This window comes from Mycobacterium sp. 134 (assembly GCF_048282715.1).
In the GTDB taxonomy this organism is placed as follows: domain Bacteria; phylum Actinomycetota; class Actinomycetes; order Mycobacteriales; family Mycobacteriaceae; genus Mycobacterium; species Mycobacterium septicum.
The window spans coordinates 4602655-4615694 of sequence record NZ_JBLVUN010000008.1 but is presented as its reverse complement, the minus strand read 5'-3'; the positions used below and the strand labels follow the sequence as shown (position 1 = coordinate 4615694).

The 13040-nt window shown below is 66.0% G+C and carries 13 protein-coding genes; 6 read left to right on the top strand and 7 right to left on the bottom strand.

Annotation, left to right across the window (positions count from 1 at the left end; translation table 11 throughout):
• Positions 1–8: 8 nt before the first annotated feature.
• The 3 genes from dmpG to ACNQVK_RS26715 are packed head-to-tail and all read right to left on the bottom strand — an operon-like array spanning position 9 to position 2601.
• On the bottom strand, positions 9–1016 hold the full coding sequence (dmpG, locus tag ACNQVK_RS26725) for a 4-hydroxy-2-oxovalerate aldolase (RefSeq protein ID WP_418031934.1): 1008 nt from the start codon (positions 1014–1016) through the stop codon (positions 9–11).
• Positions 1013–1954 (bottom strand): acetaldehyde dehydrogenase (acetylating), encoded by a 942-nt coding sequence (locus ACNQVK_RS26720; RefSeq protein WP_418031933.1) that lies wholly within the window; start codon positions 1952–1954, stop codon positions 1013–1015. The genes dmpG and ACNQVK_RS26720 overlap by 4 nt, the downstream gene beginning before the upstream one ends.
• Positions 1951–2601, bottom strand: coding sequence for a TetR/AcrR family transcriptional regulator (locus ACNQVK_RS26715; RefSeq protein ID WP_418031932.1), 651 nt, complete (start codon positions 2599–2601; stop codon positions 1951–1953). Before ACNQVK_RS26715 ends, ACNQVK_RS26720 begins: the two co-directional genes overlap by 4 nt.
• Positions 2602–2664: 63 nt before the next feature.
• Between ACNQVK_RS26715 and ACNQVK_RS26710 the strand changes: the two genes are divergently transcribed.
• The 4 genes from ACNQVK_RS26710 to ACNQVK_RS26695 are packed head-to-tail and all read left to right on the top strand — an operon-like array spanning position 2665 to position 7166.
• Entirely contained in the window at positions 2665–4257 is a 1593-nt protein-coding gene (locus ACNQVK_RS26710) for a bifunctional 3-(3-hydroxy-phenyl)propionate/3-hydroxycinnamic acid hydroxylase (protein ID WP_418031931.1), read from the top strand.
• Positions 4254–5129 (top strand): alpha/beta fold hydrolase, encoded by an 876-nt coding sequence (locus ACNQVK_RS26705; RefSeq protein ID WP_418031930.1) that lies wholly within the window; start codon positions 4254–4256, stop codon positions 5127–5129. The genes ACNQVK_RS26710 and ACNQVK_RS26705 overlap by 4 nt, the downstream gene beginning before the upstream one ends.
• The gene (locus ACNQVK_RS26700) at positions 5122–6138 is read left to right on the top strand and encodes a VOC family protein (protein WP_418031929.1); all 1017 of its coding nucleotides are present in this window, start codon (positions 5122–5124) and stop codon (positions 6136–6138) included. The genes ACNQVK_RS26705 and ACNQVK_RS26700 overlap by 8 nt, the downstream gene beginning before the upstream one ends.
• Complete coding sequence (locus tag ACNQVK_RS26695; protein ID WP_418031928.1) at positions 6135–7166, top strand: amidohydrolase family protein; 1032 nt, start codon at positions 6135–6137, stop codon at positions 7164–7166. Before ACNQVK_RS26700 ends, ACNQVK_RS26695 begins: the two co-directional genes overlap by 4 nt.
• 87 nt (positions 7167–7253) lie before the next feature.
• Here ACNQVK_RS26695 and ACNQVK_RS26690 read toward each other — a convergent pair whose 3' ends face one another.
• The 3 genes from ACNQVK_RS26690 to ACNQVK_RS26680 are packed head-to-tail and all read right to left on the bottom strand — an operon-like array spanning position 7254 to position 10740.
• Positions 7254–8396 carry an acyl-CoA dehydrogenase family protein gene (locus tag ACNQVK_RS26690; protein WP_418031927.1) on the bottom strand — a complete coding sequence of 381 codons (1143 nt, stop codon included), beginning with the start codon at positions 8394–8396 and terminating at the stop codon, positions 7254–7256.
• Entirely contained in the window at positions 8397–9458 is a 1062-nt protein-coding gene (locus tag ACNQVK_RS26685) for an IS630 family transposase (protein ID WP_016895231.1), read from the bottom strand.
• A 43-nt stretch (positions 9459–9501) separates the two neighbouring features.
• Positions 9502–10740 (bottom strand): acyl-CoA dehydrogenase family protein, encoded by a 1239-nt coding sequence (locus tag ACNQVK_RS26680; protein ID WP_418031926.1) that lies wholly within the window; start codon positions 10738–10740, stop codon positions 9502–9504.
• A 200-nt stretch (positions 10741–10940) separates the two neighbouring features.
• Here ACNQVK_RS26680 and ACNQVK_RS26675 point away from each other — a divergent pair, with 200 nt between their 5' ends.
• Complete coding sequence (locus ACNQVK_RS26675; RefSeq protein WP_418034354.1) at positions 10941–11303, top strand: PAS domain S-box protein; 363 nt, start codon at positions 10941–10943, stop codon at positions 11301–11303.
• 115 nt (positions 11304–11418) lie between these two features.
• A complete protein-coding gene (locus ACNQVK_RS26670) occupies positions 11419–12390 on the top strand; it encodes an IS481 family transposase (protein WP_047328137.1) in 972 nt (323 codons plus the stop codon).
• Here the strand turns inward: ACNQVK_RS26670 and ACNQVK_RS26665 are convergent.
• Positions 12387–13040 carry a ScbR family autoregulator-binding transcription factor gene (locus ACNQVK_RS26665; RefSeq protein WP_418031925.1) on the bottom strand — a complete coding sequence of 218 codons (654 nt, stop codon included), beginning with the start codon at positions 13038–13040 and terminating at the stop codon, positions 12387–12389. The two genes, ACNQVK_RS26670 and ACNQVK_RS26665, sit on opposite strands and share 4 nt — an antisense overlap.

Genomic DNA, 13040 nt, shown 5'->3' with positions numbered 1-13040 from the left:
GAACCGCCTTATGACGCGGTCAGATCGAGCGCGATGTCGACGAGCATGTCCTCCTGGCCACCGACCATGCCGCGGCGACCGGCCTCTTCGAGTAGCGAGCGTGCGTCGAGGCCGTAGCGCTCGGCGGCGGCCTCGGCGTGGCGCAGAAAGCTCGAGTACACCCCGGCGTATCCGAGGGTGAGCGTTTCGCGGTCCACCCGGACCGGCCGGTCCTGCAGGGGGCGCACGATGTCGTCGGCAGCATCTTCGAGGGCATGCAGGTCGCAGGCGTGCCGCCAGCCCAGTTTGTCGGCGGTCGCGACGAACACCTCAAGCGGTGCGTTGCCGGCTCCGGCGCCCATGCCGGTCAGCGACGCGTCCACCCGGTTGGCGCCGTGCTCGACCGCGATGACCGAATTGGCCACGCCCAGCGACAGATTGTGATGAGCGTGAATGCCTATCTCGGTGGTGGGGGAGAGGACTTCGCGGAGCGCGTCGACCCGGTCGGCGACGTCGCGCATGGTCATGGCGCCACCGGAGTCGACGACGTAAACACATGTGGCTCCGTAGCTTTCCATGAGTTCGGCCTGACCGGCGAGCTTCGCCGGCGTGGCCATGTGGCTCATCATCAGGAAGCCGACGCTGTCCATACCGAGATCCCGTGCGGCGGCGATGTGCTGGGCTGAGATGTCGGCTTCGGTGCAGTGGGTGGCCACGCGCACCACGGAGGCGCCGGCGCGGTGGGCGTCCTTGAGGTTGTGCACGCTGCCGATGCCGGGCAACAGCAGCGTCGCGACCCGCGCGTTGCGTACGACCGCGGCGACCGCTTCGATCCATTCCAGGTCGGTGTGCGCCCCGAAGCCATAGATGCAGCTCGATCCTCCGAGACCGTCGCCGTGGGCGACCTCGATGGAATCCACGCCGGCGGCGTCAAGTGCGGCGGCGATGGTGGTCACCTGGTCGAGGCTGTACTGGTGACGCACTGCGTGCATGCCGTCACGCAGGGTGACGTCGCTGACGTACAAGTCGTGATTCATGATTGTGTGATGGCACTTTCGGAGGCGGCGATGCGTTCGGCGGTTGCTTTGGCTGCCGAGGTCATGATGTCGAGATTGCCTGCATAGGCGGGCAGGTAATGCGCGGCGCCGGTGACTTCGAGCATCACGGTCACCCGGGTCCCGCTGAACTTTCCGGTCTCCGGGATGTACAGAGGCCGTGCGGCACTGAATGTCTCGAACTGGACCCGTTGTTTGAGCCGGTAGCCGGGCACGTAGCTGCTGACCCTGTCGGCCATGGTCGCGACGTCGTTCTCGATGGCGTGCCGATCGGCGTCACCGTCGACGAGGCAGTACACGGTGTTGCGCATCAGGACCGGCGGGTCGGCCGGGTTGAGAATCATCACCGCCTTACTCCGCAGTGCGCCGCCGACGATACGCAGTGCCGCAGAGGTGGTTTCGGTGAACTCGTCGATGTTGGCGCGAGTTCCGGGGCCCGCCGACCGCGACGAGATGGACGAGATGATCTCGGCGTAGGACACGATGCCTGATTGCGCGACGGCGGCCACGATCGGCACAGTGGCCTGTCCGCCGCAGGTCACCATGTTGAGGTTGGGCGCGTCGAGGTGCTCCTCGATGTTCACCACCGGCACGCAGTAGGGGCCGACGGCGGCCGGGGTGAGATCGATCATCCGGACGCCGTGATCGCCCAGCCGGGCCCAGTTGGCGTGGTGAGCGCCTGCTGAGGTGGCATCGAAAACCAGTTTGATGCCGCCGAGTTCAGGCATCGCGAGCAGTCCGTCGACGCCGTCGGCTGTGGTGGGCACCCCGAGGCGGGTGGCGCGCGCCAGACCGTCGGACTGCGGGTCGATGCCGGCCATGGCGGCCACGGCCAACGGCCCGTCACTGCGCAGGATCTTGATCATCAGATCCGTGCCGATGTTGCCCGAGCCGACGATCGCGACCGGATAGCCGCTCATCGGTTGTCCCGCTTGTTGACCAGCCGACGGGCCGCCTCGATGAGATTCAGCGCGTGCAGCTCGAAAAGAGCCACCAGGTCCACGGAATCGCCGTCGATCTCCTTGGCGATGAAGAGCCCGTCAGCGCCGGCCAGCGCGTAGGTGGCGAGTTGGTCGACGTCGGCGTCGCTGAGTTCGGGTGTCCAGTCCCGAATCGTGTCGGACATCTGACGGAACGCCTCCGCGCGCGCTTGGAGAAACATCGCCCTTGCGCGGGGTTCGACCGGACGTCGCTCAAGGGCCAGCATCAGGCCCAGCCGGATGAAGTCGGGGGAGTCCAGCAGCGCCTTCGCGACCTGTGTCCCCACGCTCACCGCGCGATCGTCGGTGGTCCCGTCGGTCGGCACCTGCCAGGCCGCCAGCCAGGTCCCGAAGCTGCGCTCGATCACCGCCGCGATCAGGTCGTCCTTGTCCTTGAAATGCCAGTAGATCGAGCTGGCCGGCAACCCGCACTTCTTGCTGACCAGCGCGATGCTGGTGCCTTCATACCCGCGTTCGGCGGCGATCTCGGTGGCGGCGTCGAGGATCCGTTCCCGCGACTGCTCGCCATCGAGGCGGCGGCGGCGCGGCTTGGACTGCTCATCATCGGGCATCTGGACTCCCGTCATCTTCCTTCTTGACTCTGTAGTGATCGCTACATTACCGTAGCGATCACTACAGGACAACCCTCGATGACGAGAGAGGCCACCGTGACTGCAGACCTCTATGACGTGGCGGTGATCGGCTATGGGCCCACCGGCGCCACCGCGGCCAATCTGTTGGGCCGACAGGGATTGAAAGTGCTTGTCATCGAGCGTGATCCAGACGTGTACGGCAGGGCCCGGGCGATCAGTACCGATGAAGAGGTGCTGCGCATCTGGCAGTCGGTCGGCCTGGCGGACCGGCTGCAGCAGGACATGCTGCCCGACCGGCCCGCGGCGTTCGTCGACGCCGATGGCGTGCCTTTCATCGAGACGACGATCTTCGCGCGAGGTTCGGGCCACCCGGCTCAGCAGTTCATCTACCAGCCCGCGGTCGACCATGTCCTGCGCGAGGGGGTGGAGCGCTTCGACACCGTCGAGGTGCTGCTCGAACACGAGTGCCTGCGCGTGCTGGCCCAATCGGATCACGTCGAGCTGATGCTCGCGGACCTTCGCACCGACACGTTCAAGAGGGTTCGGGCTTCCTACGTCATCGCCGCCGACGGCGGATCGTCCCCGACGCGGGGGCAATTGGGCATCGGATACTCAGGCAACACCTATGCCGAACGATGGGTCGTCATCGACACCCAGGTGCTATCCGAGTGGGATGCCCACGACCGGCTCCGATTCCACTGCAACCCCGACCGTCCCACCGTCGACTGCCCGACACCGCTGGGGCACCATCGCTGGGAGTACCCGGCCCGGGCCGGTGAGGACGAGCGGAAACTGGTCAGCGAGGCCGAGATCTGGAAGGTGCTGGAGGATCAGGGCATCACTCGCGAGAATGTCGAGATCCTTCGGGCCGTGGTCTACAGCCACCATGTCCGGGTTGCCGACCGATGGCGGGTGGGCCGCATCTTCCTGGCCGGCGATGCCGCGCACGCCATGCCGCCGTGGATCGGCCAGGGCATGTCGGCCGGCGTGCGTGATGCTGCCAACCTGTGCTGGAAGCTCGCCGAGGTGCTGGCCGGCCGGGCGCCCGATGCCCTGCTGGATTCCTATGAGGCAGAACGCAAACCACACGTCGTCGAAGTAACCCGCCGCGCCTGTCTCGTCGGCCGCGTGATCACCGAGCGCAACCGCGTGATCGCCGCCGTCCGTAACCACGCCCTCCGGGCGCTGACCAAGCTGCCCGGGGTGCTGCGCGGCGGCCAGAAGCTCTATTGGATCCCGGACGCGCGCTACGACGAGGGATTCTTCACCCGGCCCGGAAATGACGCGGCCGGCTGCCAGATCCCACAACCGTGGGTCATCGACGACGCGGGCGCGACGGTCCGCCTGGACGACGTCGTGGCCGGGCGATGGACGGTGCTGCACACCGGAGACGCCCCGGCGGGCGTTCAGTCCTGGACGGACCTGGGCGTGCCCGCGATCGCGCTGGGTGGTCCTCGAGACAAGTCCGGGCCCGGAGCGATCCGTGACGTCGACGGCACGCTCATCGCCTGGCTGCACCAAAAGAAGGCCGCAGCCGTGGTGCTGCGCCCCGACGGATTCATCTACGCCACAGCCGAATCCGGGCAGCGGCTACCCGCACCACCGGCCGGCTATGAGCTGGCGCCGACCAGAACTGGAGCTCACTCATGATCACGACCGCACTCACCGAACGCACCGTGACAGTCGCGGGCCGGGCCATCTTCTACGCCGAGGCCGGCACCGGACCCGCGGTGGTGATGCTGCACGGTGGCGGTCCCGGCGCCTCGGGGGTGTCCAACTACGGCCGCAACATCGACGCTCTCGCCGGGCATTTCCGGGTCATCGTGCCGGATATGCCCGGCGATGGGCGCTCGGCCAAGGGGATCGACAAGGCCGATCCGTTCGGGTTCCTCGCCGACATGATCCGTGGTCTGCTCGACGAACTGGGTGTCGAGACAGCGCATTTGATCGGCAACTCATACGGCGGCGCGGCAGCGTTGCGGTTGGCGCTGGACACCCCACACCGCGTTGGCAAGCTGGTGCTCATGGGCCCCGGCGGCATCGGCACCACGCGCGCCTTGCCCACCGCGGGCCTGGGCAGCCTGCTGGCCTACTACACCGGCGACGGGCCGAGCCGCGAGAAGCTGGGCACCTTCATCCGCAATTACCTTGTGTACGAAGGCAGTTCGGTGCCCGAAGAGTTGATCGACCTGCGATACCGTGCGTCCGTCGATCCGGAGGTGGTCGCCGATCCACCGTTGACCCGGCCGTCGGGACCGAAGGCCTTGCGCACGCTGTGGCGCATGGACCTCACCCGCGACAGCCGGCTCAAGAACCTGCAGACGCCCACGCTGATCTTGTGGGGCCGTGACGACAAGGTGAACCGGCCGGCCGGGGGCCCGATGCTGCTCAACGCGATGCCGAACGCCGAACTCGTGATGACCTCGCGCACGGGCCACTGGATGCAGTGGGAACGCTCCGAGTTCTTCAACGAACTCGTCACCGAGTTCCTGGGCCAGAACTCGAAGCTCGCTCATGCCTAGCGTATTCGGCAATGTCCGCCTCGGCTACGTCGTCATCGACACCGAGAAGTTCGGTGATTGGCGGCGTTTCGGCCGCGACGGCGTCGGCCTGCACATCGACGACGCCTTGCCCGATGTCCTTCGGTTCCGGCTCGACGAGCACCAATGTCGCTTTCTGCTGCAGCGCGGACCGGCCGAGGACGTCACGGCGCTCGGGTGGCAGCTCGATGATCACGACACGTTCGACGACATCGTCGGACGTGTCGTGCGGCACGGTGTGCCGGTCAGCGAGGGAAGCGCAGAAGAGGCTGCCCTGCGAGGGGTCGAGAGGCTCGTGCGGTTCCCCGGCCCCAACGGGTTGACGCAGGAGATCTTCACCCGCGCCCGTCCCGCCGTCGCACCACTGCGGATGACCGTGCGCGGGGGGTTCGTGACCGGCGACTGCGGCATCGGGCACGTCGCGATCACCACGAAGAAGCCGCAGCAGATGCGGGGCTACTACGACACCGTGTTCGACGCCCGGCTGTCCGATTTCATCGACGAGACCATCAGCGGCGTCAAGATCAAAATTCGGTTCCTGCGGGTCAATCAGCGCCACCACTCGGTGGCCATCGCCTCGGTGAACCGTCTGCCCGTCAATCCGATCCGCACCCGCGTCCAGCACCTCAATATCCAGGTCGCCGACCTCGACGACATGACCACGTCCTACCAGCGGATCAAGGAACTCGGGTTCGGCATGGCGTTGGGAGTCGGGCAGCACACCAACGACCGGGAACTGTCCTATTACGCGATGACCCCATCGGGGTTTGAATGGGAGGTGGGGTGGAACCCGCTGGTCGTCGACGAGACGACGTGGGAGCCCACCACCCACCAGGGCATCAGCATCTGGGGCCACACCCCGGAAGGACAGACGATCATCGACAAGCTCGCCCAGTTCAGGACCGGCGCCCGCTCCGTGCTGCGGCACGAGCACAGCGTCGCAGCACTGGCCGGTGCCGGCATCGCCGACAGCCAGGGAGGAAGATCATGAACCGAATCGATACTCATCACCATATGATTCCGCCGGTCTACCGAAAGGCGTTGCAGAAGGCGGGGATCGACGAAGCGGGCGGACGGGCGATGCCCGACTGGAGCCCGGAGGCCTCGTTGCAGACCATGGCAGAACTCGACGTTGCCACCGCGGTGCTGTCGGTCTCGACCCCGGGCACCACGTTCCTGCCGAATGCGTCCGACGCCACGGCGCTGGCCATCGATCTCAACGACTTTGCAGCCGAGGTGTTCGCCTCGCAGTCGGATCGGTTCGGTTTCTTCGCCACGCTTCCCATGCCGCACGTCGAAGCCGCGACCACAGAGGCCATCCGCGCGCTCGACACACTCGGTGCCGATGGAGTCGTACTGCTGGCCAACAACGGCGGGACATATCTCGGGCAAGGGGGACAGGACGAGTTGTGGGCCGCGCTCGACGCCCGGTCGGCCGTGGTGTTCATCCATCCGGCCGAGTTGCCCGGGCCCACGGTGCCCGGTGTGGTGCCGTTCGCCGCCGACTTCCTGCTCGACACCACTCGGGCGGCCTATCTGCTGGTACGCAACGGGATACGGCGCAAGTACCCGAACATCAAGTTCATCCTCAGCCACGCCGGCGGGTTTGTTCCGTATGCCTCGCACCGCATGGCAGTGGCCATCATGGGGGACACCGGTCGCAGCCCGGCTGACACCCTCGACGACTTCGCGAGTTTCTACTTCGACACCGCGTTGTCGTCGAGTGCCGCCGCGCTACCGACCCTGCTCGCGTTCGCCAAACCCGGTCACATCACGTTCGGTTCCGATTGGCCGTTCGCCCCGCTACCCGCGAGCCGGCTGTTCGCCGCGGGCCTGGACACGTACGACGGGCTCGATACCGCTGGCCGCCAGGCGATCAACCGCGACAACGCGCTGGCGCTGTTCCCGCGGCTCGGCACTGCGTCGGCGGCTCCGGCGCCCTCACCGCTGGATCAGGTGCGGCATCAGGCCACCCGGGCGGTGATGCGCGGAGTCGCCCGCCTCATCAACACGAGATGAGCCCTGCTGGAACACCGAAACTGAAGCCAGGGACAAAATCGGCGCTGATTCTGTCCCTGGCTTCAGTTTCGGTGCGGTGTCACCGTTTCAGGCTCGCGTCAGCTCCGCGTACCGGCTCACGTGGTAGTCGGTTGAGCCGAACTCGTACTGCACCGCGGTGAGCCGCTTGAAATAGTGGCCGATCGCCAGTTCCTCGGTCATGCCCATGCCGCCGTGCAACTGGACGGAGTTCTGCCCGACGAAGCGCGCGGCCCGTCCGATGGTGGCCTTGGCCGCCGACACCGCTCTGGCCCGTTGCGCGGGCTCGGCATCGAGGTTCAGTACGGCGAGATAGACCGCGGCCGACGCCTGTTCGACCTCCATGTGCATATCCACCATCCGGTGCTGCAACGCCTGGAAGCTACCGATGGGCAGGCCGAACTGCTGGCGCTGTTTGCAGTACTCGACCGTGTCGGCCAGCACCTTTCGCATTCCTCCCACGGCCTCGGCGCATACCGCCGCCGCCCCCTCGTCACGGGCCAGCTCCAGCGACGGCCAGGCCTGCCCCTCGGTCCCCAACAACGCCCCGGCCGGCAACCGGACGTCGGAGAACGTCAGGTCCGACGCCCTGCGGTCGTCCACTGTGCGGTACGGGTGCGCGGTGAAACCCGTTGTCAACGAGGCGATGTCGACCAGGAACAGGGAGATCCCGTCGGCGTCGGCGCGTTCCCCCGAGGTACGCGCTGTCACCAGCAGGTGGGTGGCCAGCGGTGCGTCGACGGCCATCACCTTGGAGCCGTCGAGCACCCATGCGTCGCCGTCTCGGCGCGCGGAGGTGGATACGTCGCGCCAGTTGTCGCCTGAGGTCGGCTCGGTGGCCGCCAGGGCGACGATGGCCGAACCCGCCACGATGTCCTCCAGCAGGGCAGCGGCGGCCACGTCGCCGGATCGGTGCAGCAATCCGCCCGCAACGACCACGGTGTCCACGAACGGCTCGATCACCAGGGCGTGGCCCAAAGCCTCGGCGATGACCATGGTTTCGACCGGCCCGCCACCGATGCCACCGGCCTCCTCGGGCAGGGTGGCGCCCAGGATTCCCAGTTCGTCGGCGAAGCCGCGCCAGATCTCGGGCTGCCAGCCGGGGCCGGTCTTGGCCGCGGCGCGGCTCGACGCCAGGTCGTAGCGGCTGGCCAGGAACTTGGTCAGGCCATCGCGCAGCAGTTCCTGTTCGTTGGTCAGGTTGAAGTCCATCTAGTGTCGCGCGTCTGAATTTGTTTTACGGGCGTGGGGCAGGATTTCGTCGGCGGTCTTGGTCCACACGAATGGGTGGCAACGTTGGTTCCAACCGTCGATGAATGCGCCGATGGCTGCGATGAGTTCTTTGACGCTGTCGAACGATCCCCGGCGGATCGCTTGGCGGGTGATGATCGAGAAGAACACTTCGACCATGTTCAGCCAGGAACCTGATGTCGGGGTGAAATGCAGTGTCACACGCGGATTCTTGGCTAGCCACGCGTTGATGTCCGCATGCTTGTGGGTGTGGTAGTTGTCGCACACCACATGTAGCCGGCGCCTCGGATACGCCCGGGCCACGGTCTTGAGGAAGTCGAGGAACTCGGCTTTGCCGTGACGTTCATAGCAGCGGTCGGTCACTTTCCCGGTCGCGATCTCCAGTGCCGCGAACAGGGTCGCGGTGCCGTTGCGCTGGTAGTCGTGTGTGGCCTTCTCTGGCAGACCCGGGCGCATCGGCAGGATCGGTTGGGTCCGGTTCAGTGCCTGAATCTGCGATTTTTCGTCTACGCACAAAACGATCGCTTTCTCGGGCGGGTTCAGATACAGCCCGACGACGTCACGAACTTTGGCTTCCAGTTCGGGGTCGGTGGAAAACTTGAACGTCTGGCGGCGCCACGGTTTGACCCCGTAGCGTCGCCACGCCCGGGCCACGGTGGCATCCCCGACGCCGAGGTACTTACCCAGCAGACGACTCGACCAGTGCGTCACCGCCAACGAATCCGGCGGCGGATCGAGTGTGGCCGCCAGGATCGCCGCGTCATCGACAGTCTTAGGTCGACCACTACGGGGTTCATCGTCCAGACCGTCAATGCCTAACGCGGCGAACCGATCCCGCCACTTGATCACCGTCGGCCGCGACACCCCCACCAGTCGGGCCGCTCCCGACGTGCCCGCACCATCGCCCACGGCCAACACGATCCGGGCCCGCTCAACATGGCCGGCAGGCATCGTCGAGGACCGTGTCCACGACTGCAATGTCGCACGATCCTCATCACTGATCACCAACGCAGATGACGGCATACACCATCATCGCACACTGTAAACTAATTAATGACGCGCGACACTAGAGCCCCAGTTCTGCCTTGGCGAGGATGTTTCGCTGAATTTCGTTGCTACCGGCGTAGATCGAGCCGGCCCGGTCGTTGAAGTAGCGCAGCGGGGCGACCGCCTGCCACGGTGCTCCGCTGTGATAGCCGTCGGTGGGCGGTTCGTAGTCGGCCACCGGGCCGCCCGGGAAGGTGGCGTGCGGCTGGTAGGCGCGGGCGAGCGGGCCCGCGGCCTCCATGGACAGTTCGGTCAGGGTCTGGCTCAGTTCGGTGCTCAGGATCTTGAGCATCGACGACGCCGTGCCGGGATGGCCGCCCTCGGCCACCGCGGCCAGCACCTGATACTCCAGGATTTCCAGCACATCGGTACGGATCCGGGCGTCGGCGAGCCTGCGGCTGAAAGCCGGGTCGTCGATCAGCCGGCCACCGGCCGGTCCGGGCTGTTCGGAGGCAACCGCCGAGATTTCGTCACCCAGCACCTGCAACGCCGGTGCGTTGGCGCCGCCACCACGCTCGAATTCCAGCAGATACTTGGCGACGGTCCAGCCGTCGTCGATTGTGCCGATCACGTTGGACTTCGGTACCCGCACCTCGTCGAAGAAGACCTGATTCTGGACCTCTTCGCCGGAAGTCATGACCAGCGGGCGGATTTCGATGCCGGGGGAGGTCATGTCGATCAGCACGAAGGTGATGCCCTGCTGCTTCTTGGCGCCACGGGTGGTGCGCACCAGAGCGAACATCCAGTTGGCTTCCTGGGCGTGGGTGGTCCAGATCTTGCTGCCGGTGCAGATAAGGTCCCCAGCCGCTTCATCCAACACCGCTGCCATCGACAGCGCGGCCAGGTCCGACCCGGCCTCTGGCTCGGAGTAGCCCTGGCAGAAGAACACCTCACCGGTCAGGATGCCGGGAAGGAAGTAGTCCTTCTGCGCCTGCGTACCGAATTTGATGATCGCGTGGGCCACCATGCGGATGCCCATGGGCGACAGTGACGGGGCGCCGGCCAGCGTCGACTCGCGACTGAAGATGTAGTGCTGCGTGAGGCTCCAGTCGCAGCCGCCGTGTTCCACCGGCCAGGCCGGGGCTGCCCAGCCACGCTCGTGGAGGATCTTCTGCCAGGCCATGCTGGCGTCGTGATCGGCATACACGCTGGTCATCAGCTGGCCCGCACGCCGGATCTCGGGAGTCAGATTCTTGGCGAGAAAGTCGCGAACCTCGTCGCGGAATTCCTGGTCGCTCGTCGACCACTTCAGGTCCATGCCTGCCCCTGTCTACTGGTGTCGCTCCACAGAGTAAACCTAGTTAGTCAAGTGGCGCAGGCCACCCCGGCCCCGGGCGTCGGCTCGACCGGGGCGGGTCCTGGCCGCACGTTGCTGGCCGGTGGTGGCACCGGGTCGGGGCGGCGGGCGATAATCGACTCGTGGAGCGTCGCCAGAGCGGTCAGGACCCGCAATCGCCGATGACACTGCTGCAGAACATTCCTGCGCTGGTGGTGCTGGAGCGGTTCCCGGTGCCGGTGTTGGCGATCGCCGAGGACGGGACGATCCTCTTCGCCAACAGTGCGTTCGGCGAGATGGTCGGCCGCGACACCGATGCCGTCAAGAGCATGCAGTTTGCTGAGATATTCCATTCGCTGCCGGCCGACACGTCGGCGGTCTCGGTGATGCGGGCCAATGCCGGCCTGCTGGTCGACCTCGTCCACCGCGACGGTTCGATCGTGCGGGCGCGGATGAGCAAGTCGGCGCTGCTGCGCGGCGACGACCCGGTGGTGCTGGCGACGTTCCAGGACCTCACCGAGCGGTTGTGGTCCGAAGAGTTGTAGGGGCTAGCTGTAACTCCCAGACAGGTTGTGAACGGCGTGGTGAGCGGAAGTAGGTGAGGACCTCCGGTATCGGTGTGGTTACCAAATACGCACATCCGATTACCGAGAGGTCCTCATGGTCCACGCTAATGCTTCGTTGACTCCTCGTGGGCGGTTGCGGCTTGCGCAGGCGGTTGTTGATCAGGGCTGGAGTTTGCGGCGCGCGGCTGAGCGGTTCCAATGTTCGGTGGCCACAGCCAAGAAATGGGCCGACCGTTATCGCGACGGTGGCGAAGCAGCGATGGTAGACCGGCCCAGCCGGCCGCATCGCAGTCCGTTGCGGTTGCCGAAACGACGTGAGCGGCGCATCGTCAACCTGCGCTTCACCCGGCGCTGGGGCCCACATCGCATCGCCGCTTACCTGCACCTGCCACGCTCGACCGTTGAGGCGGTGCTGCGCCGCTACCGGATGCCATTGCTGCGGCACCTGGACCAAAACACCGGGTTACCGGTACGCCGGCCCAAACCCCGCCGCTATGAGCACCCGGCTCCCGGCGACTTGGTCCATGTCGACGTCAAGAAACTGGGCCGCATCCCCGACGGGGGCGGCCATCGCAAGCTGGGTCGCCAAGCCGGCCGGCGCAACCGCTGCGGCATGGGATACACGTTCTTGCACCACGCCGTTGATGACCACTCCCGGCTGGCCTACTCCGAGGACCTCACCGACGAACGCAAAGAAACCGCCGCGGGATTCTGGAAACGCGCCAACGCGTTCTTCGCCGACCACGGCATCACCGTCAAACGAGTGTTGACCGACAATGGATCCTGTTACCGGTCAAAGAATTTCGCTGAAGCGCTCGGCCCCGACATCACCCACAAGAGGACCCGGCCCTACCGGCCACAGACCAACGGCAAAGTCGAGCGATTCAACCGCACCCTGACCACCGAATGGGCCTATGCGCAGACCTACCGCTCTGAGGCCGAACGCGCCGGAACCTACCAGCACTGGCTGCATCACTACAATCACCACCGACCCCACACCGGCATCGGCGGAATGACACCAATCGAGCGCCTACGCGTTCACAACCTACCCGTGAAGAACAGCTAGCCCGCGGCCTGTGTTCGGCGCAGCGATTCGCGGGCCAGGAATTCCCGGAAGTAGTCCAGCGATTCCCTGCTGACGATCGCGGGGAGCAGCAGATCCCATGTGTGGGCGACGCGTTCGCGTAAGTCGGTGCCCGTCGCGTTGGCGCGCGAGAGGGCCTCGGCGCCCAGCATGGATCCGAGGATCACCTCGGCGGCACCGGCGATGTCGAGGTTTTCCCGCAGGTCGCCTTCCTCTGCCGCCTGGATCAACTGCGTTCTGAGCTCGTCGAGCCAGCTCGCGTAGACCTGGGTGGCGGCGGTGTTGATGCCGCTGAACGTCCGCAGCAATTGCATGCCGATTTGCGCGACCTTGTCCGAGCGGGCGAAATCGGCCACCACGAACAGTCCGTGGATCGTGTTTTCCAAAGCCGGCGATGAGGATTCGGCGATGGCGCGGAACGTGGCCAGCATCGCCGTGCCACCGTCGCTGATGATCGCCTCGGCCAGTGATTCCTTCGAGTCGAAGTGGTAGTAGAGCGCGCCTTTGGTCATCTCGGCCCGCGCGATGATGTCGCCGAGCCCGGTCGCCGGATAGCCGTGCTCGCTGAACAGGTCGACGGCGGCGGCGATGATCTTCTGCCGGGTCAGCTCGGATCGAGCCTGGCGTGCCAT

Excerpts from the sequence above, each read along its gene's own strand:
- ACNQVK_RS26705 (WP_418031930.1), top strand. The coding sequence starts at position 4,254 with ATGATCACGACCGCACTCACCGAACGCACCGTGACAGTCGCGGGCCGG.
- ACNQVK_RS26690 (WP_418031927.1), bottom strand. The coding sequence starts at position 8,396 with ATGGACTTCAACCTGACCAACGAACAGGAACTGCTGCGCGATGGCCTG.
- ACNQVK_RS26675 (WP_418034354.1), top strand. The coding sequence starts at position 10,941 with ATGACACTGCTGCAGAACATTCCTGCGCTGGTGGTGCTGGAGCGGTTC.
- ACNQVK_RS26665 (WP_418031925.1), bottom strand. The coding sequence starts at position 13,040 with ATGGCACGCCAGGCTCGATCCGAGCTGACCCGGCAGAAGATCATCGCC.
- ACNQVK_RS26700 (WP_418031929.1), top strand. The coding sequence starts at position 5,122 with ATGCCTAGCGTATTCGGCAATGTCCGCCTCGGCTACGTCGTCATCGAC.
- ACNQVK_RS26720 (WP_418031933.1), bottom strand. The coding sequence starts at position 1,954 with ATGAGCGGCTATCCGGTCGCGATCGTCGGCTCGGGCAACATCGGCACG.
- ACNQVK_RS26710 (WP_418031931.1), top strand. The coding sequence starts at position 2,665 with ATGACGAGAGAGGCCACCGTGACTGCAGACCTCTATGACGTGGCGGTG.
- ACNQVK_RS26670 (WP_047328137.1), top strand. The coding sequence starts at position 11,419 with ATGGTCCACGCTAATGCTTCGTTGACTCCTCGTGGGCGGTTGCGGCTT.
- ACNQVK_RS26715 (WP_418031932.1), bottom strand. The coding sequence starts at position 2,601 with ATGACGGGAGTCCAGATGCCCGATGATGAGCAGTCCAAGCCGCGCCGC.
- ACNQVK_RS26680 (WP_418031926.1), bottom strand. The coding sequence starts at position 10,740 with ATGGACCTGAAGTGGTCGACGAGCGACCAGGAATTCCGCGACGAGGTT.
- ACNQVK_RS26695 (WP_418031928.1), top strand. The coding sequence starts at position 6,135 with ATGAACCGAATCGATACTCATCACCATATGATTCCGCCGGTCTACCGA.
- ACNQVK_RS26685 (WP_016895231.1), bottom strand. The coding sequence starts at position 9,458 with ATGCCGTCATCTGCGTTGGTGATCAGTGATGAGGATCGTGCGACATTG.
- dmpG (WP_418031934.1), bottom strand. The coding sequence starts at position 1,016 with ATGAATCACGACTTGTACGTCAGCGACGTCACCCTGCGTGACGGCATG.